Below are 21053 nucleotides of genomic sequence, written 5' to 3' on the forward strand. Positions count from 1 at the left end.
GCTGGCGCCTAGAATGAGGGGACGCGCGATGTTTGGAATGACGGGGAAGCATGTCGTGATCAGCGGGGCCGGCGGCGGCATTGGCCGCGCCCTCGTCGCCCTGTTCCGCGAATGCGGAGCGCGCGTGACGGCGTGCGACCGCGATGCGGATCTGCTGGCGGCGCTGGAGGGCGTCACGACAGAGGTCTTCGAACTCACCAACCGGGCGGCGACGACCGCTGCCATGGAGCGGATCATCGCCCGGCAGGGCGCGCCAGACGCCATCATCGGCAATGCCGGCTTCACGCGGGCCGAACGGATGGTCGATGTCGGACCGGAGGCCTGGGACAGCGAACTCGCCATCAACCTGACGGGCACCTATAATCTCGTCGCCCCTAGCCTTCCCGCGATGATCGCGGCAGGCGGCGGATCGATCGTCCTCGTTTCCTCCGTCAACGCCCTCGCCCATTTCGGCAATCCGGCCTATTCCGCCGCCAAGGCCGGGCTCAACGCTTATGCACGCGCCCTCGCCGTCGAGCATGGCCGCCACGGCATCCGAGCCAACTGCATCTGCCCCGGTTCCGTGCGCACGCCCGCCTGGGATCACCGCATCGAGAAGCAGCCGGAATTGCTCGACGAAGTGGTGCGCTATTATCCGCTTGCCCGCCTTGTGACGCCGGAAGAGGTTGCGCAGACGGCGCTGTTCCTCGCCTCGCCGCTCTCATCGGGCATCACCGGAACGGCCATCGCCGTCGATGCCGGTCTTACGGCCGGAAACCGCCGCTTCGTCAGTGAAGTTCTCGGCGGCTGATACGCTGCTTGACCACGGCCGAAGCGTCGGCAAAGCCTTGGACAGTTGTCGCGACATCAAAGGACATCGGATGCCCACCCATATCGACCAGTTGGACACGCCGGCCGTCCTGATCGACATCGATCGCGTCGAGGCCAATCTTACCCGCACCCAGACCTATGCCGATGCACATGGCCTGAAGCTTCGCCCGCACATCAAGACCCACAAGCTGCCGCGCTTTGCCCGGCGACAGGTCGAACTCGGCGCCATCGGCATCACCTGCCAGAAACTCGGTGAAGCCGAAGTCATGGCAGATGCCGGCATTGAGGATATCCTGCTGCCTTACAACATCCTGGGCACGGAGAAGCTGCACCGGCTGCGGCGCCTCGCAGAACGCGTCGCGCTCGCGGTCACCGCCGACAGCCTCGTCACCATCGAGGGCTATGCACGCACCTTCGCCGACGCCGCGTCACCGCTTCGCGTGCTCGTCGAATGCGATACGGGCATGGGGCGTTGCGGCGTGCAGACGCCCGACGAGGCCGTGGCGCTGGCGCGCGCGATCGATGCCAGCTCGGGCCTCGCCTTTGCCGGCCTGATGACCTATCCCCCCGCAGGCGCACCGGCTGCGGCACGGGCCATCCTAGCGGCCATGGCGGAAGCGCTGCGCAGCGCGGGCCTGCCGCCGACAATGATCTCGACCGGCGGCACGCCCGATCTCTGGTCGGCGCATGAAACGACGATCGCTACCGAATATCGGCCTGGCACCTATATCTATCTCGATCGCTACCAGGTGGCCAAAGGGGTCGGCACCATGGACGACTGCGCGCTGACGGTGCTTGCGACCGTGGTGAGCAGCCCGACACCGGATCGCGCCGTGATCGACGCCGGCTCGAAGGCTCTGACCAGCGATCTGCTTGGTCTTTCGGGATATGGCACCGTGCTCGGCTATCCTGATGCAGTGATTGCAGGGCTCAGCGAGGAACACGGCACGATCGATCTCTCGGGGTCGGCGCTGAAGCCCGCGATCGGCGAGCGGCTGCGCATCGTGCCGAACCACGCCTGCCCGGTATCGAACCTCTTTGACCGGGTCCATCTCGTCTCGGCCGACCATGTGGTCGCAACCGAGATCGTCGCGGCGCGCGGCCGGGTCGACTGACCGCCTGCCCGCCCGCGGATCAGTCCTCGGTCTGCTGCTGCTGGCGCAGGGTCTCGATGCCGCGCGTCAGCTGATCTTCGAGCTGGCGCAGGAAGGCGACATGGGTCCCAAGCTCGTCGCGCCGTCTCTCGCCGCGCACGAGGAAGCGTTCGGCCTCCTGAATCAGGATCGAACTCTTGCTGGCCTCGCCGCCATCGCCCTCGATGACGTCGCCATAGAGGAACGCAGCACGCGACCGCGCGTCCTCGAGACGCGCCGCAAGACCCGTCGACTCGCTCTCTGTGTCCGACAGAGCGCGCGAGACGACCTCCTGTATGGACGACAGACGGTCGATGTCACTGCGGAGATCACGCTCCTTCGAGCGAAACCGGGGGAAAAGCACGTCACTGCCCTCATCGAACGATGCCGCACCGCAATAGATACGGCGCCTTATTAAACCATACTATTCCTCCAGTGGATTTACCAGCGCGATACCACCCAAGATAGAATGCTGGTCGCCATCATCGCGCGAGCGGCGCGCCATCACGCTTTGCCGGCGGCACTCTTGGCCGGAGCCTTGGTCGTCCCCAATTCCTCGATCATGTGCTCGACGGCCATGATCGCGTTCTCGATATCCGAGATCTTGCGCACGGCGCTATCGGTTGGCAGAACGCCGGATGACGCCGCCTGCATGATGAGCTTCTGCTGTTCTTCGACAAGCCGCCCCCTGAGGGCAACCAATTTCTTCTGCATCGGTCATGAACTCCTGAACCGCCTCTATTATAGGCCGCGCCCGTTCAGCGGCAACGAGTTTCACTGAGCGTGAATTTTGCCCCGCGCTCGGCAACATCCGGCGAGACCGCCTCAGGAGCGCCGCTGCGCTGGGCACAACCGTTCGAAATCCAGGGCAATCATCAGACAGGCGGCTATGAACGCTTGATTTCGTCGCCGAATGAACCGATTCTTCATGAAGAGAATCAAAACGGCGGGAGGAGATCGATGTTGCGTCGAATATTCCTGACGGCTGCCCTCGAACGGCTGGTGGATGAGGGCAAGATCAAGCGCCGCTCCAAGGCGTTCCGCATCATGCAGATGGTGATCAGCGACGGTGCCGCAGTGCTCGACGACACGCAGCGGCGCGTCTATGACCAGATTATCGTTCCGCAGATCGAGCAACTCGAGCGCCGCGTCTCCTGACGCTGGCTAAGCCTTCTGATGTAACCCTGGAATGCGATTGCGCATGCGGCGTTCTGGGCGCCTGGTTGTGCTGTCGCCGCCGGGATAGAAGTCGCTTCAGCGCAAAATCATTCCCCGCTCGTCCATCTGATGGAGATGTCCCGCCCTTGAGCGGGGCCAGCCTTCCAACTAGATGAAGGCAAGGCCCGATGCGGGAGGCAGGATGATGACGAACTCTCTAGGCGATGCCGCGCTTCCTTTGCCGCCGCCGGTGCGCTCCAGCCTGGACCTGATTGGCCGTACGCCGATCGTTGAATTGACGACCTTCGACACCGGCCCTTGCCGCTTGTTCGTCAAGCTCGAGAGCCAGAATCCCGGCGGATCGATCAAGGACCGTATCGCCCTGTCGATGATCGCCGCCGCCGAGCGCGATGGACGTTTGCAGCCGGGCGGCACCATCGTCGAGGCGACCGCCGGCAATACCGGCCTTGGCCTTGCGCAAGTCGGCCTCCCCAAGGGCTATCACCTGATCCTGGTCGTTCCCGACAAGATGTCACGCGAAAAGGTGCAGCATCTGCGCGCCATCGGGGCGGAGGTTCGTACAACCCGTTCCGATATCGGCAAAGGTCATCCCGATTATTATCAGGACATGGCCGAGCGAATCGCGGTCGAAACGGGCGGCTTCTTCGTCAACCAGTTCGGCAACCCCGCCAATCCACTCGCCCACGAGACGACGACCGGTCCGGAGATCCTCGAGCAGCTCGCTGGCGATGTCGACGCGGTTGTGGTTGGCGTCGGCTCCGGCGGCACGCTGACAGGTCTCGGACGCTTCTTCCGTCGCGCCTCGCCGAAGACGAAGATGGTGCTCGCCGATCCCAAGGGCTCGGTTCTGGCGCCGCTGATCGAGACCGGGCAGATGATCGAAGCCGGCTCCTGGGCGGTTGAAGGTATCGGCGAGGATTTCGTGCCGCCGAATGCCGATCTCTCGCTGGTCTCACGTGCCTTCACCATCACGGATCGCGAGAGCATCGCGGCCGCACGCGCCTTGCTGGCGAAGGAGGGCCTTCTCGCCGGCTCCTCATCGGGAACATTGCTGGCGGCAGCCCTTCGCTATTGCCGCGAGCAGACCGAGCCGAAAAATGTCGTCACCTTCGTCTGCGACAGCGGCAACAAATACCTGTCGAAGGTCTTCAATGACGTCTGGGTCGCCGAACAGGGCCTCGCCCAACGGCTGCAGCATGGCAACCTCCGCGATCTCGTCGCACGCTTCCATGCCGAGGGCGGCACGGTGACGGTCTCCCCGGCCGACACGCTCTCGACCGCCTATGGCCGCATGCGCGGCGCCGACGTCTCGCAATTGCCCGTCATCGAGGAGGGCCGTCTCGTCGGCATTCTCGACGAGAGCGACGTGCTGGCAGGTCTGGGACGGCTGAGGAATGGCGAGGCCGGCAAATTCAGCGCTGTTGTCGCCGACTCGATGGTCACGCATCTCCACACCGTCCCCTCGACGGCGTCCGTCGACGCGTTGCTGCCGATCTTTGAGCGCAACGAAGTCGCGATCGTCATGGACGACGACGAATTCGTCGGGCTCATCACCCGCGTCGATCTCATCAACCATCTGAGGCTCTCGCCTTGACCGCACCCGAACGCCCGAACCGCCTCGCCTTCGCCACCCGCACGATCCATGGCGGCCAGAGCCACGATCCGCTGACCGGCGCGGTCATGGTGCCGATCTACGCCACCTCGACCTATGCGCAGGAGAGCCCGGGCGTTCACAAGGGCTTCGAATATGCCCGTTCGCAGAACCCGACCCGCTTTGCCTTCGAACGCGCGATTGCGGATCTCGAGAGCGGCAGCGCTGGCTTTGCCTTCGCCTCGGGCCTCGCGGCGATCTCGACGACGCTGGAACTGCTCGACAGCGGCGACCACATCGTTGCGACCGACGACATCTATGGCGGCACGTTTCGCTTGCTGGAGCGCGTGAGGAAGCGCTCCGCAGGCCTCGACGTCACCTTTGTCGACTTCACGGACCTCGCCGCTGTCGAAGCGGCGATCCGGCCTGAGACCAAGATGCTCTGGGTCGAGACCCCGACCAACCCGATGCTGCGCATCGTCGATCTCGAGGCCGTCGCGGCGCTCGCCCGCCGCCGCGGCATCATCTCGGTCGCCGACAACACCTTTGCCAGCCCCTATATCCAGCGCCCGCTGGAGCTCGGCATCGACATCGTCGTGCATTCGACGACCAAATATCTGAACGGCCATTCCGACATGGTCGGCGGCTGCGTGGTGGTCGGGCCACGCGCCGATCTCGCCGAGCAGATGAAATTCCTGCAGAACGCCGTCGGCGCGATTTCGGGGCCTTTCGACAGCTTCCTCGCGTTGCGCGGACTGAAGACCCTCGCGCTGCGCATGCAGCGGCATTCGGAAAACGGCATAGCGATCGCCCGCTTCCTCGAAGCACGGCCTGATGTAAAGAGCGTGCGCTATCCGGGCCTTGCCAGCCATCCGCAGCACGATCTCGCCAAGCGGCAGATGCATGCCTTTGGCGGCATGATCACGGTCGAATTCGACCGCGACCTCGCCGGCACGAAGCGGTTCCTGGAGCGGGTCGAGCTCTTCGCGCTCGCCGAGAGCCTTGGCGGCGTCGAAAGCCTGATCGAGCATCCGGCGACGATGACGCATGCCTCGATCCCGGCCGATCAGCGCGCCGCGATCGGCATCTCGGATTCGCTCGTGCGCATCTCCGCCGGCATCGAGGCCGCTGACGATCTCATAGCCGACATCGTGCAGGCGCTGCGCTGAGGCTGCCGCCTGAGGCCTTGCTTGGCAGCGCACCCACAATGCAGCGCGCGCCTTCCTATACGGGCAGCGCGTCGAAGCTCTCGGCCTGCGCCCGTGCCCAGATGGTCTGGTAGAAACCTTCCTTCCCCGCGGGCTCCAGCAATTCGCCGGGCTTCAGGAACACATGCAGCTGCGACAGCAGACGGATTTCCGTCGGCGTGACGCGGCGCGCGAGGTGGTGCGGCGCGAGTTGCGCGGGATGGCTCAGCCCCGCGGCAGCCAGCATCTCCGCGAGCGCCTCCAGCGTATGGCGATGAAAGGCGGCGACACGCGCGGCCTTGTCCTCGACGACCAGCGAGCGCTGGCGCAGCGGATCCTGAGTCGCGACCCCGGTCGGGCAGGTGTTGGTGTGGCAGGACAGCGACTGGACGCAGCCGATCGCGAACATGAAGGCGCGCGCGGCATTGACCCAGTCGGCGCCGATCGCGAGGCAGGACGCGATATCGAAGGCGGAGATCACCTTGCCGGCCACACCGATCTTGACGCTCGGACGCAGACCAGCGCCGACCAGCGTGTTGTGGACCAGCAGCAGGCCCTCATGCATCGGAATGCCAATATGATCGGTGAATTCGACCGGCGCAGCACCCGTCCCGCCCTCGGCGCCATCGACGACGATGAAATCCGGCACGATCCCCGTCGCCAGCATCGCCTTGACGATGCTCATGAACTCCCAGGGATGGCCGAGGGCGAGCTTGAAACCGACCGGCTTGCCGCCGGAGAGGCGCCGTAGCTCGGCGAGGAAGCGCATCATGCCGAGCGGCGTGTCGAAGCTCGAATGGCGCGCAGGCGAAATGCAGTCGCGCCCTTCGGGAATGCCGCGCACACGCGCGATTTCCGCCGAGACCTTGTGGCCCGGCAGGATGCCGCCATGTCCGGGCTTGGCGCCCTGGCTGAGCTTCAATTCGATCATCTTGATCTGCGGGCTTGCCGCGCGCGCCGCGAACAGATCCGGATCGAAAGTGCCGTCATCCTTGCGGCAGCCGAAATAGCCGCTCGCCACCTGCCAGACGAGATCGCCGCCGAATTCCTCGTGATAGGGACTGACGCTGCCCTCGCCCGTGTCATGCGCAAAGCCGCCGGCTCTTGCGCCCTTGTTCAGGGCGCGGATCGCCGCCGCCGACAGCGAACCGAAACTCATCGCCGAGATGTTGAGGACTGAAGCATCGTAGGGCTGATCGCACTGCTCGTTGCCGATCGGCACGCGAAAGCTCGCCGGATCCGATACCGCGATCGGTCGGACCGAGTGCCCCATGAATTCGTAGCGTTCGCCATAGACATCGAGCAGCGTGCCGAACGGCCGCTGGTCCGCCTCGCTCTTGGCGCGCTGATAGACGAGGGACCGCTGCGTCCGTGAGAAGGGCAGCTCATCCCGGTCGTCCTCGAAGAGATATTGGCGCAGCTCCGGCCGGACCTCTTCGAAGAGATAGCGGATATGGCCGATCACGGGATAGTTGCGCAGGATCGCGTGCCGTGTCTGGACGAGATCGCGAATGCCGATGAGGCCGAGCCCGCCAAACAGCGCGAGCGGCAGGAAGCCGCGTCCCGTCGCGATCACCAGCGCGAGAAAGGCCACCGCAAGCACGAGGCAGGCGGCGAAGACGAAATAGCGATTGAGAATGGACGGCATGACGAAGCGCTTGTCTGGCATTACGCCGCCCCTCCCCGGAGGCGTCGCCCGCGGCGGAATCACGGCCATCAGGAATCGAGCGCGGCCCGGACGCTGGCCGCGAGTTGATCGAGCGAGAAGGGCTTGCCGAGCAGCCGGACGCCCGGATCGAGCAGGCCATTATGCACCACGGCGTTATGCGTGTAGCCCGTCGTATAGAGGACCTTCATCAACGGACGCAGCACCCGCGCCCGGTCTGCGAGTTCGCGGCCATTGATGTCCGGCATGATGATATCGGTGAACAGGAGATCGATGCGTGGACTCGATCCAATCAACTCGAGGGCGCGGCCGGGCCCCTCGGCATCGATGACCGTGTAGCCGAGATCGCGAAGCGCCTCGACGCTGAGCCGCCGCACACCGGCTTCGTCCTCGACCACCAGGATCACCTCGTCGGGCGAGCCGGTCGGTCGGCTGTCGCCCTGCGACTGTCCCTTCTCGATCTCGGCATCGACCCCGTAATAGCGCGGCAGATAGATCTTGACCGTCGAGCCCTGGCCAAGTTCGGAATAGATCGTCACATGACCGCCGGACTGGCGCACGAAGCCATAGACCTGCGATAGGCCGAGCCCGCTGCCCTTGCCGACTCCCTTCGTCGTGAAGAAGGGCTCGAAGACCCGCTTGATGATATCGGGCGACATCCCCGTTCCGGTATCGGTCACCGCCAGTAACGCATATTGCCCCGAGGGCACATTGCCATGTGCTTCCGAATAGGCCTGATCGATGCTGGCATTGGCCGTTTCGATGGTCAGCCGTCCACCCTCGGGCATGGCGTCCCGCGCGTTGACGGCAAGATTCAGCAGCGCATTCTCGAGCTGGGCCGGATCGACGCGCACCTTCCAGAGCCCCGCGGCGAGCACCGTTTCGATGCGAATGGATTCCGTCAGCGTGCGTTGCAGCATATCCGACATTCCAGCGACGAAGCGGTTCGGATCGATCGTCTGCGGTGCGAGCGGCTGCTTCCGCGCGAAGGCGAGCAGCCGCTGCGTCAGCGCTGCCGCGCGGCTTGCCCCTTCCTGCGCAGCGGTCAGGTATTTCTCGATATCGCGCTCGCCCCGCTTCAGCCGCTTCTCCATGAGGCCGAGGCTGCCGACGATGATCGCGAGCATATTGTTGAAGTCATGCGCGATACCGCCCGTCAACTGGCCGATGGCCTCGATCTTCTGGAGCTGGCGGAGTTGATCCTCGGCGGATTCGCGGCGGCTCATCTCGACGTGCAGCCCCTCATTGGCTGCAGCCAGCGACAGCTGCGAGGCGCGCTGCAGGCGGGAGCTGCGGATCGCCAGCCAGCTCAGCACGCCGAACAGAGCGATCGCCACTGCCGGAACCGGCAGAATATTGGCGAACCATGATCGCCACCCGGCCACCACGGCGGCATCCGAGATATCGACCGTCAGATAGATCGGATGTTCACCGACCCTGCGGAAGGCGCCGAAGCGGCCATCCGGGCCATGGGTCGCGTATTGACCCGCGGAGGGCGCATTGGCGACGCTTTCGCTGAGACCGGCCGGCGTTGCCGGCTGCTCTCCGTGCTCGGGAAATTCAGCGAGGACTTCCAGCGTCGGCACCCGCGTGATCGTGACGCGCGCATCATAAGGCAGCGCCACGCCCGCCCAGTAATCGCTGAAATAAGCGAGATCGGCGGTGACAGAGACCATGCCGTTGAAACTGCCGTCTGCCGCCTGCATGCGGTTCGACAGAAGGAAGGTCGGCCGCCGCGTGATCTTACCCCTGATCAAAGTCCCCACGAACAGTTCGTCGACGGGGAGCTTCGCCGCCTTGAAGTTCTCGCGGTCGGAAGCGTCGGATTTCGGCGAGGGAAAGGCGAAGGACGTAGCGCGGAGCTGGCCAGTCGCGTCATTCAACCAGACATCCTCGATATAGGGGATCGCGTCAGCGAAATCGCGGAGCTGACGCGCGAGCTCCGGGTTGCTCGCGATCTCTTCCCAGCTCCGGCCCACGGTCAACGAGCGCGCGCCGGACAGCGCGATCATCGCGACCTCGAACAGCCGATTGGCGTGGTCGGAGAGGAAGAACGCCTCGGTCGCCAGCTGCTCTTTGGCATCATCGAATCGCCGTTGATATTCGCGCTGCGCCAGATACCCCGTCGCCGCCAGCGTCAGCACAATGCCCAGCATGCCCATCAAGGCGACGAGGCGGGTGACGTCGAGGCCGGGGCGTCGGCGTCCGGCAGTCAGGGAGGGCAATTCGTGGCTCGCTGTCGTTCAAAGGGCGTCGTCCGAAACCTATACGCGACTCGCTGCGGACGCCAATCTCCCAGGCACTCGAAGCCGGCTCGCATTCTCTCGTTTCGCCGCCCGGTCCGTTCACACGGATCATCCGCAGGAGCGAGCAAAGAATGCGATTTCGGACACATTTGCCGATGACCGATAAGAACGAATAGGGTACAGTTCTTGAAATTTCGCGGCAGCGCCCAACCCTATGCTCGGGGGCCGCACGCGCGCCTGTCATCCAGACACATCGAATGCCGCTTAGTGGGCGGCCCTTTGAAGGAGACGAAGCATGATCGCCATCCTCAATCGCCGCGCTCTCGTGGGAGCGGCACTGGCAACACTGATGGGCGCGACGCTCGCACAGGCCGCAGACCCGGTTCGTGTCGGCTCCAAGATCGACACGGAAGGCTCGCTGCTCGGCAACATCATCATCGATGTGCTTGAGGCTAACGGCATTCCCACCGTCAACAAGGTCTCGCTTGGCAACACCAAGATCGTGCGCGGCGCCATCACAGCCGGCGAGGTCGACCTCTATCCGGAATATACTGGCAATGGCGCGTTCTTCTTTTCGATCGACAGCGATCCGGTCTGGAAGAATGCCAAGGAAGGCTACGAGAAGGTCAAGGCCCTTGATTACGACGCCAACAAGATCGTCTGGCTGACGCCGGCCCCGGCCGACAACACCTGGGTGATTGCGGTCCGCAAGGACGTCGCCGAGGCCAACAAGCTGAAGACGCTGGAAGATTTCGCGAAGTGGCTGAACGGCGGCGGCACGTTCAAGATCGCGGCGTCGGCAGAATTCGTCGAGAGCCCTGCGGCGCTGCCGGCCTTCCAGTCGGCCTACGGTTTCAAGCTGGGTCCCGACCAGATCGTCACGCTCGCGGGCGGCGATACGACAACGTTCATCCGCGCGGCGGCGGAGCAGACCTCCGGCGTCAACGGCTCGCTTGCCTATGGCACCGACGGCGCCCTGGCAGCTCTGGGTCTGGTGGCGCTCGTCGACGACAAGGGCGTGCAGCCGGTCTATGCGCCGACGCCCATCATCCGCGAGGCGGTCCTCAAGGAGTATCCGCAGATCAAGGATCTGCTCACGCCGGTCTTCCAGTCGCTCGATGCACCCACATTGCAGGGGCTCAACGCGAAGATCGCCGTCGACGGCCAGGACGCCGGCCAGGTTGCCTCTGACTATCTGAAGTCGAAGGGCTTCCTGAAATAATCGGAGCTCGGTAACGCGGATGTTGAAGAACCGCGTGCTCCTCGTGCTGATCGTCGTCGGCCTTGCCGCGGCGGCCAGCCTTTCATTCGTAACGCATGCGCCCAACCGGTTGCTTTCCGGCCAGGGTGTCAGCTGGGCAGTCGTGCTCGGCGCCGGCCGTTGGCTGGCGCTGCTGCCCGCGCTGCCGCTTGTCGTCGGCCCCTTCCTGCCGCAACGACGGGCGGCCCACCTCTTGATCGCTGTCTCCGCCTCAGCGCTCGCCGCCGCCCTGCTCTGGCTGGCCGGCGACGTGGCGATCCGCCTCGCCGATCCATCGACGCCGTCAGCGCGCACGGCTTTTGGCGGAGCATTCTGGCTGATCGAGGCGGTGGTGGCCCTCGCAGCGGCCGATGCGGTCCAACGAGGCATCTCCAATCCCGCCGCTCGCATCGGTTTCGGGGCGGCCCTGATCCTTCCGATGCTGGCTCTGATCGGCGGCGGCGCGATCGACCAGCTCTCGATCATGAAGGAATACGCCAATCGCCGGGAGGTCTTCGCGACCGCGGTGGCGACGCATCTTGCCATCGTCGGCGCGATGCTTCTGCCGACGCTTGGCATCGGCCTGCCGCTCGGCGTCCTCGTTGACCGGCGCGCGCGGCTCCGCAGGCCTGTCTTCGCCATCCTCAACATCATCCAGACCGTCCCATCCATCGCGCTGTTCGGCCTGCTGATCGCTCCGCTTGCCGGCCTCGTCGCGTTGGCGCCCTTTCTCAGGCAGCTCGGCATTTCCGGCATCGGCGTGACGCCGGCCATCATCGCGCTGACGCTCTATTCGCTGCTTCCCATCGTCCGGAGCACGGCAGCGGGACTGGAGCAGGTGCCGAGCGCGGTGGTCGACGCCGCAACCGGCATGGGCATGACCCCAGCGCAGGTGTTCCGGCGCGTCGAGATCCCGCTCGCTTTGCCCGTCGTCGTGGCCGGACTGCGGGTCACCATCGTGCAGGCAGTCGGCCTCACGGCCGTCGCTGCGCTGATCGGCGCCGGCGGTCTCGGCGCCATCATCTTCCAGGGACTCAATGGCAGCGCGATCGACCTCGTTCTGCTCGGCGTGGTGCCGCTCGTGGCCATCGCCATCACCGCTGATGTGGCACTGAAGCTCGCCGTCACCATGCTCAGAATGAGGTCCGGATGATCACCTTCGAACATGTCGGCAAGACCTATGGCGACTGGACCGCGATCGAGGATCTCTCGCTGCATATACCAAAGGGCGAATTCTGCGTTCTGATTGGTCCCTCGGGGTCCGGCAAGACGACGACGCTGAAGATGATCAACCGCCTGATCGAACACGATCGCGGCCGCATTCTGTTCGAGGGCGCCGAAATCCGCTCCTTCGCGCCGGAACAGCTTCGTCGCCGCATGGGTTATGCGATCCAGTCGATCGGGCTCTTTCCGCACTGGACGGTCGAGGAGAACATCGGCGCCGTGCCGCGCCTGCTTGGCTGGCCGAAGAGCCGCATCCGAGACCGCGTGACCGAACTGCTCGGCCTCCTGGCGCTGGAGCCCGAGCGCTTCCGCGATCGCTATCCACGCCATCTCTCCGGCGGTCAGCAACAGCGCGTCGGTGTCGCCCGCGCGCTTGCGGCCGATCCGGCGGTCCTGCTGATGGACGAACCCTTCGGCGCGCTCGATCCGGTGACGCGGGATACGCTGCAGGCGGAGATGCTCCGGATTCACAAGGCATCCGGCACGACGATCGTTCTGGTGACGCATGATATCGACGAGGCGATCCGCCTCGGCTCGCGCATCGTCATCCTCGATCATGGCCGCATCGTCCAGTCCGGGTCGCCGCGGGAGATCTTGGCGAAGCCCGCGAGTGACTTCGTTGCCGATTTCGTCGGCCGCGAGGATATCGGCATCAAGCTGCTTTCGATCGAACGCGTCGGCGACCGCATGCGCCCCGGCGAGATGGCGGAGGGCGAGCCGATTGCCGCCGATGCCAGCCTTCGCCATGCCCTGTCGATCTTTGTCGCGCGCGGGATCGATCGCCTGCCGGTGGTCGACCAGTCCGGCACGGTCGCCGGCGCCATTCGGCTGACCGATCTCACCGGAGCGGCGCCGTGAAACGATGGCTTGCCGATCCGCTGATCTGGACCGGCCTTGCGCTGGTGCTGCTCGTCATCTTCATGCCGGCGCTGAAGCCGCTTTTCGCCGTCCTCTTCCCTGATCAGGATCGCCCCCTCTTCGAGCAGGACAGCTTCATCAATCTGACGCTGGCCCATATCGGCCTCGTTGCGGCCTCGAGCGCGATCTCCATCGTCGTGGGCGTCACGCTCGCGCTCTTCGTCACGCGGCCGGCTGGGCGCGAATTCCGGCCCCTCGTCGAAACGGTGGTGGCGACAGGACAGACTTTCCCGCCCGTCGCAGTGCTCGCCGTCGCCGTACCGCTCATCGGGTTCGGCGCGATGCCAGCGCTGATCGCGCTGGCGCTCTACGGCCTGCTGCCGGTGACGGAGGCAACCGTCGCCGCCATCGAACAGGTTCCTGCAGGCGCCCGTGAGGCTGCGCGCGGCATCGGCATGAGCCCGGCCGGCCGGCTTCGGCAGATAGAGCTGCCGCTGGCGGCTCCGGTCATCCTTGCCGGCATCCGCACCTCGGTCATCATCAATATCGGCACGGCGGCCATTGCCTCCACCGTCGGCGCGAAGACGCTCGGCCTGCCGATCATCATCGGTCTCAGCGGCTTCAACACCGCCTATGTCGTTCAGGGCGCAATCGTTGTCGGGCTCCTCGCAGTGGTCACCGACCTGGCGTTCGATCGTCTCGGCGGCCTGCTCGACCGCTGGAAACGCGACGATGTCGCGGCGTCTGCATGAAGCGCAAATTTCGGCGTCGAATCTGGAGCCAAGCAGTGGCACACTCAGGGCGCGCATAACGTCGAGGAACTTCGATAGACTGCCATGCGTTGCAGGTGGTCACAGCCGCGCCGATGAACAGGAGCATGCCATGCCAGGGAAGAGCGACGAAGCGATCCGTATCAGGGCCTATGAGATCTGGCTCGCCGAAGGCCAGCCGCACGGGCGAGAATGGGATCACTGGTTGATGGCGGTCGCTGAAGTCGAGAGCGACGGCAAGCCGGCTAAGAAGGGCAAGAAGCCCGCTGCCGACAAGCCGGCATCCGGCAAGGCAGCCAAGGCGCCCGGTAAGGCTGCGGTAAAGGACGAAGCGCCGAAGACGGCGGCGGCAAAGGCTGCCCCGAAGGCAAAGGCTTCCGCCAAGTCGAAGACGCCGAAGACCGACACGGAAGCTCCGGCCGCGGTAACGGAAGCCGGCACCAGCGCGCCGGAGGCGACATCCGCCGCAGAGGCCGCTCCGGAACAGGCAAAGCCGACCGCGAAGAAGACACGCGCGCCGAAGGCAAAAGCCGCGGTCTGACGGACCGTTTTACTCCGCGCCTCGCAATCAGCCCGCGTCGCCCGCCTCGAAAGCGGCGCGGGTAATGCCATGGCGCTTCAGCTTGTCGTAGAAGGTTTTGCGCGGTAGACGCAGCTTCTCGATCGTCGTGCGAACATCGCCGCCGCTTTCGCGCAGCGTCGCGCGGATGAGATCGGCCTCGAAGCGGTCAACGCGCTCGGTCAGTCCGCCCTCCGCCTCCGCTACGCCCTCCGACGCTGGCGGCGCCTGATCCTCGAGACCGAGCGCATAGCGCTCGGCGAAGTGCAGCAGTTCGCGCACATTTCCCGGCCAGTCATGCGTTTCGAGATGGGTGCGCGCTGCGGCAGTCAGGTCAGGCTGCGGCCGGCCAAAGCGTTGCGAAGCGCGGCGCAGGAAAAAGCCGAACAGCAGCAGCACGTCCTCGCGTCGCTCGCGCAGCGGCGGGACTCGGAGCGTCACCACATTGAGCCGATAATAGAGATCGCTGCGGAAATCGCCTCGCGCGGCGGGATCCGATAAATCGACCTTCGCCGCCGCGACGACCCGGAGGTCGACCGCGCGATCTTCATTGGTCCCGAGCGGCGCCACGCGCCGGGTTTCCAGCACGCGCAGCAGCTTCACCTGCAGTGACGGGGGCATGGATTCGATTTCGTCCAGAAACAGCGTGCCGCCGTCCGAATGCTCGATCCGGCCGACACGGCGTTTTTGTGCGCCCGTGAACGCGCCAGCTTCATGGCCGAACAGTTCGCTCTCGATGACGCTTTCGGGCAAACCGCCGCAATTGAGGGCCACGAACGGGCGGGCTGCACGCCGGCTCCAGCGATGCAGATGCTCGGCGACGACCTCCTTGCCGGATCCGGTCTCGCCCTCAACGAGCACGTCGACATCCGCATCGGCGATCTGCCGGATCGTGGCGCGAAGCCGCCGCATCGCCGGTGCATCGCCAAGAAAGGTGATGTCATCAGCGCCGCCGGTCGTTGCGGCGCGCAGCCGCCGGTTCTCCAGCACGAGCGTGCGCTTCTCCAGCGCCCGGTGCACGGCCTCGACGAGGCGGTCGCTGGCGAAGGGCTTCGATATGAAATCATAGGCGCCGTGTTTCAGGGCGCTAACGGCGAGCTCGACGTCGCCATGGCCGGTGACGAGGATGACCGGCAGGTCGGGATCGAGCGCGCGGATGCGCTCGAAGAGCTGCAGTCCCGAGAGGCGGGGCATGCGGATATCGCTGACGACGACCCCGGGGAAATTGGCGTCGAGCGCGGCAAGCGCAGCCGCAGCGGCGGCGAAAACGCGCGGTTGATAGCCGGCGAGCTCCAATGTCTGCGCCGTCGCGGCGCGCATGTCGGGATCATCCTCGACGAGGACGACGGGCAAAGCTTCGCTCATGCGGCAAGCCTCAGTTCAAGGAGGAAGACGGCGCCCCGCGCATCGGTGGGTTCGAAGCGCAAGGCTCCGCCGAATTCGCGCGCGATCTCGCTGGAGATGACGAGTCCGAGACCAAGGCCGGTTTCCTTGGTGGTGACGAAGGGCATGAACAGGGTTTCCGCGATGTCGGCCGCAACGCCCGGCCCGTTGTCGGACACACGAAGGCGCGCCGCCAGGTCGTCGCTCTCGACGCTGATCACGATCCGCCCCTGCGCCTCGCTCTTGACCGCATCGAGCGCGTTCTGAAGCAGATTGACCAGGATCTGCTCCAGCCGGATGCGGCTCGCCCGCACGATCGGCCCCGGCGTTACCCGAACGCGCTCCAGCACGACCCCGCTGTCGCGGATGCGGCCGGCGAGGAGCGACAAGGCGCCGTCGATTGCGTCATCGAGTGGGACAGGCCCTTGCGGGCTGGTGGCGCGGCGCGCAAATCCGCGCAGCGTGCCCGTGATCTCGCCGATCCGGTCCGCCATCCGTCCGATCGCGCCCATGTTTTCGCGCGCCGGATCGGTGCGGCCACTCTCGATCAAGCGCCCCGCATTGTCGGCATAGGCGCGAATGGCGGCGACAGGCTGGTTGATCTCATGCGCGACGCCCGCCGCGATCTGTCCAAGAATGGAGAGGCGGTTGGCCTGCGCCAGTTCATCACGCAGCCGCCGCACCCGCTGCTCCGCGGCCGCACGCACTTCGATCTCGCCGGCCAATGCCGTATTGGCCTGACTGAGTTCGCCCGTGCGCTCCAGCACGCGCCGCTCGAGCTCGGCATTCATGGCGCTGAGCGCCGCCTGCCGCCTCCGGATCGACAAGCGCCGACGCTGCACCGCGACGGCGACTGCGATGATCGCAAGAAGCGCCGCGAGCGCGATCGATATCGCCATGCGCGAGGCCGATGCGATCACCGCATCGGCCGGCACCAGGACCGTCATCCGCCAGTCCGGCGCAGCGGCTCCGATGGGTCCCGTTGCAACGGCGAAATGTGCGCGGGCATTCCGCGGGCCAACTCCGACCAAGCCGCCGCCATCATCGGCGAGCGGCACGGAAGCGAGCGGCGCCTCGCCCAGCTGCAGCGCCTGCCGCGCCGCGGCCTCGTCCGCAAGCGGCGCGAGAAGACCGAAGCGCCAGTCCGGGCGACTGGTCGCAAGCACGATGCCGTGCGGATCGGACGCGAAGACCGTGTAGCCGCTCTCGCGCCAATTGGCCTCCACACGATCCAGCTCGACCTTGACGACGACGACGCCGAGCGCGCCTGAAGGCCCGTCGACGCGATGCGACAGATAAAGGCCAGGGCGGCGGCTGACGGTGCCGAGCGCGTATTGCAGTCCGCGCCCGGAAGCCATTGCGTCAGTGAAATAGGAGCGGAATCCGTAGTCGCTGCCGACGAAGCTGTCCGGATCATCAAAATTGGAAGCGGCAACCGTGATGCCGTCGCGGCCGATGAGATAGAGCACGCTGGCGCCGGCCTCATCCGCAAGCGCCTCGAGCTTTGCGCTCAGCCGCCCTGCCCGCTCCGCATCCGGAGCCGCAAGCAGCGCAACGACATCGCTGTCGACAGCAAGCACGGCCGGCAGGAGCTGCTGTTTGGAGATTTCGCCGGAGAGCGCGGCCGCCGCGAGCGGCAAGGTCGAGGCGGCGCGGGCGTCGAGATCCGCGGTCGCCAACGAGCGACCGTAGCGATCGGCCACCATCACGACGGCGCTGATGACGAGAACGGCCAGGAGCAGCCCAGCGGCCGACCAGAGCCACGCCGAGCCCCGCGAAGCCACGATGCGCGCGCCAGTCAGGGTCATCGGCGAAGCCTAGTGCGGAAATCCACACAAGGAAATGCGCCTCGTGCGGAAAGTCGCACACTCGGCGCGCGACTTAGCCAAGAAACTGGCTGAGTTCCGCGGTTTTAACGCCTTGGCACAGCGTTTGCGCCTCTCCCTGCGAGACGAAGCGCGTGTGCGAAAAAAGTGCCGCCGCTGCGGGAGGAACCGGTCCGGGTCCGCCGTCTCACCCGGACGAGGAGGAGGACCTTTCCATGGCCATCATGATCGCAGCCGGCGCGCCTGCCCCGCGTCGCAAGCCATTCTACGCTCAGCTTTACGTTCAGGTTTTGACGGCGATCGCACTCGGCATCGCGGTCGGCCATTTCTATCCCGAACTCGGCACCAGCCTGAAGCCGCTCGGCGACGCGTTCATCAAGCTGGTGAAGATGATCATCGCGCCGGTGATCTTCCTCACCGTCACGACCGGCATCGCGGCGATGCATGACCTTCGCAAGGTCGGCCGCGTCGTCGGCAAGGCGATGGCCTATTTCATCACCTTCTCGACGCTGGCGCTCGCCATCGGCCTCATCGTCGCCAATGTCGTGCAGCCTGGATCAGGCTTCAATGTCGATCCGGCAAGCCTCGACCCGGCAGCGGTCCAGAGTTTCACCGAGAAGGCGCACGACCAGACCATCGTCGGCTTCCTGATGAACATCATCCCGACGACGATGGCCGATGCCCTCTCCTCGGGCGACATCCTGCAGGTGCTGTTCATCGCCGTGCTGTTCGGCATTGCGCTGGCCATGGTCGGCGAGGCCGGAGAACCCGTGACGCGCTTCCTGACCGCGCTGACCGTTCCGATCTTCCGTCTGGTCGCGATCCTGATGAAGGCGGCGCCGATCGGTGCCTTCGGCGCGATGGCCTTCACCATCGGGAAATATGGCATCGGCTCGGTGGTCAACCTCGCCTTCCTGGTCGGCACATTCTACCTGACGTCGATCCTGTTCGTGCTGGTCGTGCTCGGCGCCGTCGCCCGCTACAACGGCTTCTCGATCCTGAAGCTCATCCGTTACCTGAAGGAAGAGCTGCTGCTGGTGCTCGGCACGTCGTCATCGGAAGCGGCCCTGCCCTCGCTTATGGAAAAGATGGAACGCGCCGGTGCCAAGCGGTCGGTGGTGGGTCTTGTTGTCCCGACAGGCTATTCGTTCAATCTCGACGGGACCAATATCTACATGACGCTCGCGGCGCTGTTCATCGCGCAGGCGACAAACACGCATCTCTCGCTCGAGCAGCAGGTGTTGCTGCTGCTGGTGGCGATGCTCTCCTCGAAGGGCGCAGCCGGCATCACCGGCGCCGGCTTCATCACCCTTGCGGCAACCCTCTCGGTCGTCCCGAGCGTGCCGGTCGCCGGCATGGCGCTGATCCTCGGCGTCGACCGCTTCATGTCGGAATGCCGTGCATTGACCAACTTCATCGGCAATGCCGTCGCCACGCTGGTGGTCGCCCGCTGGGAAGGCGAACTCGATGTCACCAAAATGAAGGCGGCGCTCGACGGTGCGCCTGGCCGGATGGAGGCCGAAACGGCGCTGGCACCCGGCCTCGTCGCTGCCGAATAATCCACAGTAACACCCGCATTGAAGGGCGCGCTGGTCGCGCCCTTTTTCTTGCGTCGGAACCAAAGACCCAATCGTGCCGTTTAGCCACCGTCTGGTTCAATAGCGGAGGCTGAAAATGGGTCGCTCAATTCTTCTCTGGTTCCTTGGGGTGCCGATTCCGATCATCATCCTCCTCGCCCTCTTCTGGCATTGAGGGCAGTACGATGACCATCGTCGCAACATCGGCGCCCGCATCGGCGCCGGAGTCTTCACAATCCGCGATCTCGTGGGGCGCAATCCTCGCCGGCGCGGCCGTGGCAGCCGCGACCTCGCTTTGCCTCTTCGTGCTCGGATCCGGTCTCGGCTTCGCTGCCGTTTCGCCTTGGTCGAACGCTGGTATCGCTGCGGGCACCTTTGCGGTGTCGGCTGCAATCTGGCTCGTCGTCGTGCAATGGCTCGCCTCGGCGCTCGGAGGCTATGTAACCGGCCGCCTGCGCACGCGCTGGGTCGGCGTCCACACCGACGAGGTGTTCTTCCGCGACACGGCGCATGGCTTCCTGGCCTGGTGCGTCTCCACGCTCATCGCAGCCGTGCTCCTCGGCTCGGCAGTGGTCGGCACGGTTTCGTCGGGCGTTCAGGCAACCACGGCCGTGCTCTCCGGTGCGGCGCAGGGCGCTTCGCAGGGGGCAGCTCAGGCCGCTGGCAACGCAACCGATCCGACGGGGTATCTCGTCGACACGTTGTTCCGGTCAGTTGCTGACCAGCTGCCGCCGGCCACGCCGGCGACCAACCCGGGCGATGTCCGGTCAGAAGCAGCCCGTATCGTTGCCACGGGCATCGCAAGCGGCGAAATGCCGGATGCGGACAAGGCCTATCTGGCTCAGCTCATCGCTGCGCGGACCGGCATTCCCGCGGCTGACGCCGAGAAGCGCGTCAACGACATGCTGGCCCAGGTCGAGGCGACCAAGACCAAGGCCAAGGAAGCAGCCGACGCCGCCCGCAAGGCTGCGACCACAACGATGCTGCTCGGCTTCGTGGCGCTTCTGGTGGGTGCCTTCATCGCAGCTGTCTCTGCCGCGCTCGGCGGCAAGCTGCGCGACGAGGATGTTCCTTCGACCACCTGATGGTGTCGACGGGGTAAGGAAAAGGGACGGCTTCGGCCGTCCCTTTTTTGTTGCTGGGCCTGCCCAGCAAAACGAGAGCGGCCCGCCGATGTGGGTACCGGCGAGCCGCTCCACGATCCCCGAACCGCCCCTCTGTGGGAGAGGATTGGCAGGGAATCTCTTGTGCCAGGTCAGCCCATTTCGTCGGCCGCCATTCCGCGCTTTCTCCCGGTGATCATGGCCAGCGGCAGGTTTTCGCGATGGCGGATGCTGGCGAGGACGACCCCCGCGACATGCAGGCCGATCAACCCGAGAATCACATAGGCGAAGGCGCCATGGACCTCCTCCAGCCAGGCGACCCCAAAGAAGGCGTCGGTGGTGAGCAGGTAGCCCATCGTCACCTGGGCCGCGATCGCCAGCATGAGCGCGACGATCATCGCGCCGCCTGCCGGGTTATGGCCGATAAAGCGGCGCTCACGACCCGCGGCGATGTCACGGAGATAGCCGATGACCGTCGAGGGATGCCGCACAAAGGACGAGAAGCGCGCCGTGCGAGGCCCGATCAGGCCCCAGATGATGCGCACTGCAAGCAAGCCGGCCGCGACATAGCCTGCGACAAGGTGCACCGACTGCATGTCTTCCGCCGTCAGCCAGGCAACGGCGATCGAGATCGCCAATGCCCAATGGAACAGGCGGATGACGGGATCCCAGACCTTGACCTCGCCGGACATCGCCGCCTC

Annotated in this window: 19 protein-coding genes; 12 read left to right on the forward strand and 7 right to left on the reverse strand. The window is 65.4% G+C overall.

Annotated features, from left to right (window positions below; all coding sequences use genetic code 11):
* Nucleotides 1–28 precede the first annotated feature (28 nt).
* Both LB518_RS09525 and LB518_RS09530 read left to right on the forward strand, forming a co-directional pair.
* Nucleotides 29–790: an SDR family oxidoreductase gene (locus tag LB518_RS09525; RefSeq protein WP_224576462.1), complete on the forward strand. Its 762-nt coding sequence runs from the start codon at nucleotides 29–31 to the stop codon at nucleotides 788–790.
* 70 nt (nucleotides 791–860) lie between these two features.
* Nucleotides 861–1925 (forward strand): D-TA family PLP-dependent enzyme, encoded by a 1065-nt coding sequence (locus LB518_RS09530; RefSeq protein ID WP_224576465.1) that lies wholly within the window; start codon nucleotides 861–863, stop codon nucleotides 1923–1925.
* A 19-nt stretch (nucleotides 1926–1944) separates the two neighbouring features.
* Here the strand turns inward: LB518_RS09530 and LB518_RS09535 are convergent, their stop codons facing one another.
* Nucleotides 1945–2307, reverse strand: coding sequence for a hypothetical protein (locus tag LB518_RS09535; RefSeq protein ID WP_224576467.1), 363 nt, complete (start codon nucleotides 2305–2307; stop codon nucleotides 1945–1947).
* Nucleotides 2308–2447: 140 nt separating this feature from the next.
* Nucleotides 2448–2657 (reverse strand): hypothetical protein, encoded by a 210-nt coding sequence (locus tag LB518_RS09540; protein ID WP_224576469.1) that lies wholly within the window; start codon nucleotides 2655–2657, stop codon nucleotides 2448–2450.
* 69 nt (nucleotides 2658–2726) lie between these two features.
* Between LB518_RS09540 and LB518_RS09545 the strand changes: the two genes are divergently transcribed.
* The 3 genes from LB518_RS09545 (at nucleotide 2727) to LB518_RS09555 (ending at nucleotide 5882) form a co-directional block, all read left to right on the forward strand.
* On the forward strand, nucleotides 2727–3101 hold the full coding sequence (locus LB518_RS09545) for a hypothetical protein (RefSeq protein ID WP_224576470.1): 375 nt from the start codon (nucleotides 2727–2729) through the stop codon (nucleotides 3099–3101).
* A 205-nt stretch (nucleotides 3102–3306) separates the two neighbouring features.
* The gene (locus tag LB518_RS09550; protein ID WP_224576472.1) at nucleotides 3307–4716 is read left to right on the forward strand and encodes a pyridoxal-phosphate dependent enzyme; all 1410 of its coding nucleotides are present in this window, start codon (nucleotides 3307–3309) and stop codon (nucleotides 4714–4716) included.
* Entirely contained in the window at nucleotides 4713–5882 is a 1170-nt protein-coding gene (locus LB518_RS09555) for a cystathionine gamma-synthase (RefSeq protein ID WP_224576474.1), read from the forward strand. The genes LB518_RS09550 and LB518_RS09555 overlap by 4 nt, the downstream gene beginning before the upstream one ends.
* Nucleotides 5883–5937: 55 nt before the next feature.
* On the opposite strand, the gene LB518_RS09560 is transcribed toward LB518_RS09555, so the two are convergent.
* Both LB518_RS09560 and LB518_RS09565 read right to left on the reverse strand, forming a co-directional pair.
* Nucleotides 5938–7569: an FMN-binding glutamate synthase family protein gene (locus tag LB518_RS09560; RefSeq protein WP_224576476.1), complete on the reverse strand. Its 1632-nt coding sequence runs from the start codon at nucleotides 7567–7569 to the stop codon at nucleotides 5938–5940.
* A gap of 47 nt (nucleotides 7570–7616) precedes the next feature.
* Complete coding sequence (locus LB518_RS09565; protein WP_224576478.1) at nucleotides 7617–9791, reverse strand: hybrid sensor histidine kinase/response regulator family protein; 2175 nt, start codon at nucleotides 9789–9791, stop codon at nucleotides 7617–7619.
* Between the two features lie 325 nt (nucleotides 9792–10116).
* Between LB518_RS09565 and osmF the strand changes: the two genes are divergently transcribed.
* From osmF to LB518_RS09590, 5 genes are all read left to right on the forward strand, one after another.
* A complete protein-coding gene (gene osmF, locus LB518_RS09570; protein WP_502845817.1) occupies nucleotides 10117–11034 on the forward strand; it encodes a glycine betaine ABC transporter substrate-binding protein OsmF in 918 nt (305 codons plus the stop codon).
* A 19-nt stretch (nucleotides 11035–11053) separates the two neighbouring features.
* Complete coding sequence (locus LB518_RS09575) at nucleotides 11054–12205, forward strand: ABC transporter permease (RefSeq protein ID WP_224576480.1); 1152 nt, start codon at nucleotides 11054–11056, stop codon at nucleotides 12203–12205.
* The gene (locus LB518_RS09580; RefSeq protein ID WP_224576482.1) at nucleotides 12202–13134 is read left to right on the forward strand and encodes an ABC transporter ATP-binding protein; all 933 of its coding nucleotides are present in this window, start codon (nucleotides 12202–12204) and stop codon (nucleotides 13132–13134) included. The genes LB518_RS09575 and LB518_RS09580 overlap by 4 nt, the downstream gene beginning before the upstream one ends.
* On the forward strand, nucleotides 13131–13886 hold the full coding sequence (locus LB518_RS09585; RefSeq protein ID WP_353619941.1) for an ABC transporter permease: 756 nt from the start codon (nucleotides 13131–13133) through the stop codon (nucleotides 13884–13886). Before LB518_RS09580 ends, LB518_RS09585 begins: the two co-directional genes overlap by 4 nt.
* Before the next feature lie 130 nt (nucleotides 13887–14016).
* Nucleotides 14017–14445: a DUF2934 domain-containing protein gene (locus LB518_RS09590; RefSeq protein WP_224576484.1), complete on the forward strand. Its 429-nt coding sequence runs from the start codon at nucleotides 14017–14019 to the stop codon at nucleotides 14443–14445.
* A 27-nt stretch (nucleotides 14446–14472) separates the two neighbouring features.
* On the opposite strand, the gene LB518_RS09595 is transcribed toward LB518_RS09590, so the two are convergent.
* Both LB518_RS09595 and LB518_RS09600 read right to left on the reverse strand, forming a co-directional pair.
* Nucleotides 14473–15828, reverse strand: coding sequence for a sigma-54-dependent transcriptional regulator (locus tag LB518_RS09595; RefSeq protein ID WP_224576486.1), 1356 nt, complete (start codon nucleotides 15826–15828; stop codon nucleotides 14473–14475).
* Nucleotides 15825–17654, reverse strand: a complete 1830-nt coding sequence (locus LB518_RS09600; RefSeq protein ID WP_224576488.1) for a sensor histidine kinase — start codon at nucleotides 17652–17654, stop codon at nucleotides 15825–15827. The genes LB518_RS09595 and LB518_RS09600 overlap by 4 nt, the downstream gene beginning before the upstream one ends.
* Before the next feature lie 233 nt (nucleotides 17655–17887).
* Between LB518_RS09600 and LB518_RS09605 the strand changes: the two genes are divergently transcribed.
* Nucleotides 17888–19231: a dicarboxylate/amino acid:cation symporter gene (locus tag LB518_RS09605; RefSeq protein ID WP_353619942.1), complete on the forward strand. Its 1344-nt coding sequence runs from the start codon at nucleotides 17888–17890 to the stop codon at nucleotides 19229–19231.
* Between the two features lie 203 nt (nucleotides 19232–19434).
* Nucleotides 19435–20334 carry a hypothetical protein gene (locus LB518_RS09610; RefSeq protein WP_224576490.1) on the forward strand — a complete coding sequence of 300 codons (900 nt, stop codon included), beginning with the start codon at nucleotides 19435–19437 and terminating at the stop codon, nucleotides 20332–20334.
* A 170-nt stretch (nucleotides 20335–20504) separates the two neighbouring features.
* On the opposite strand, the gene LB518_RS09615 is transcribed toward LB518_RS09610, so the two are convergent.
* Nucleotides 20505–21044, reverse strand: coding sequence for a cytochrome b/b6 domain-containing protein (locus LB518_RS09615; protein WP_224576492.1), 540 nt, complete (start codon nucleotides 21042–21044; stop codon nucleotides 20505–20507).
* Nucleotides 21045–21053 lie beyond the last annotated feature (9 nt).

Origin of the sequence: Mesorhizobium sp. BR1-1-16 (assembly GCF_020165495.1) — a bacterium.
Lineage (GTDB): Bacteria > Pseudomonadota > Alphaproteobacteria > Rhizobiales > Kaistiaceae > Kaistia.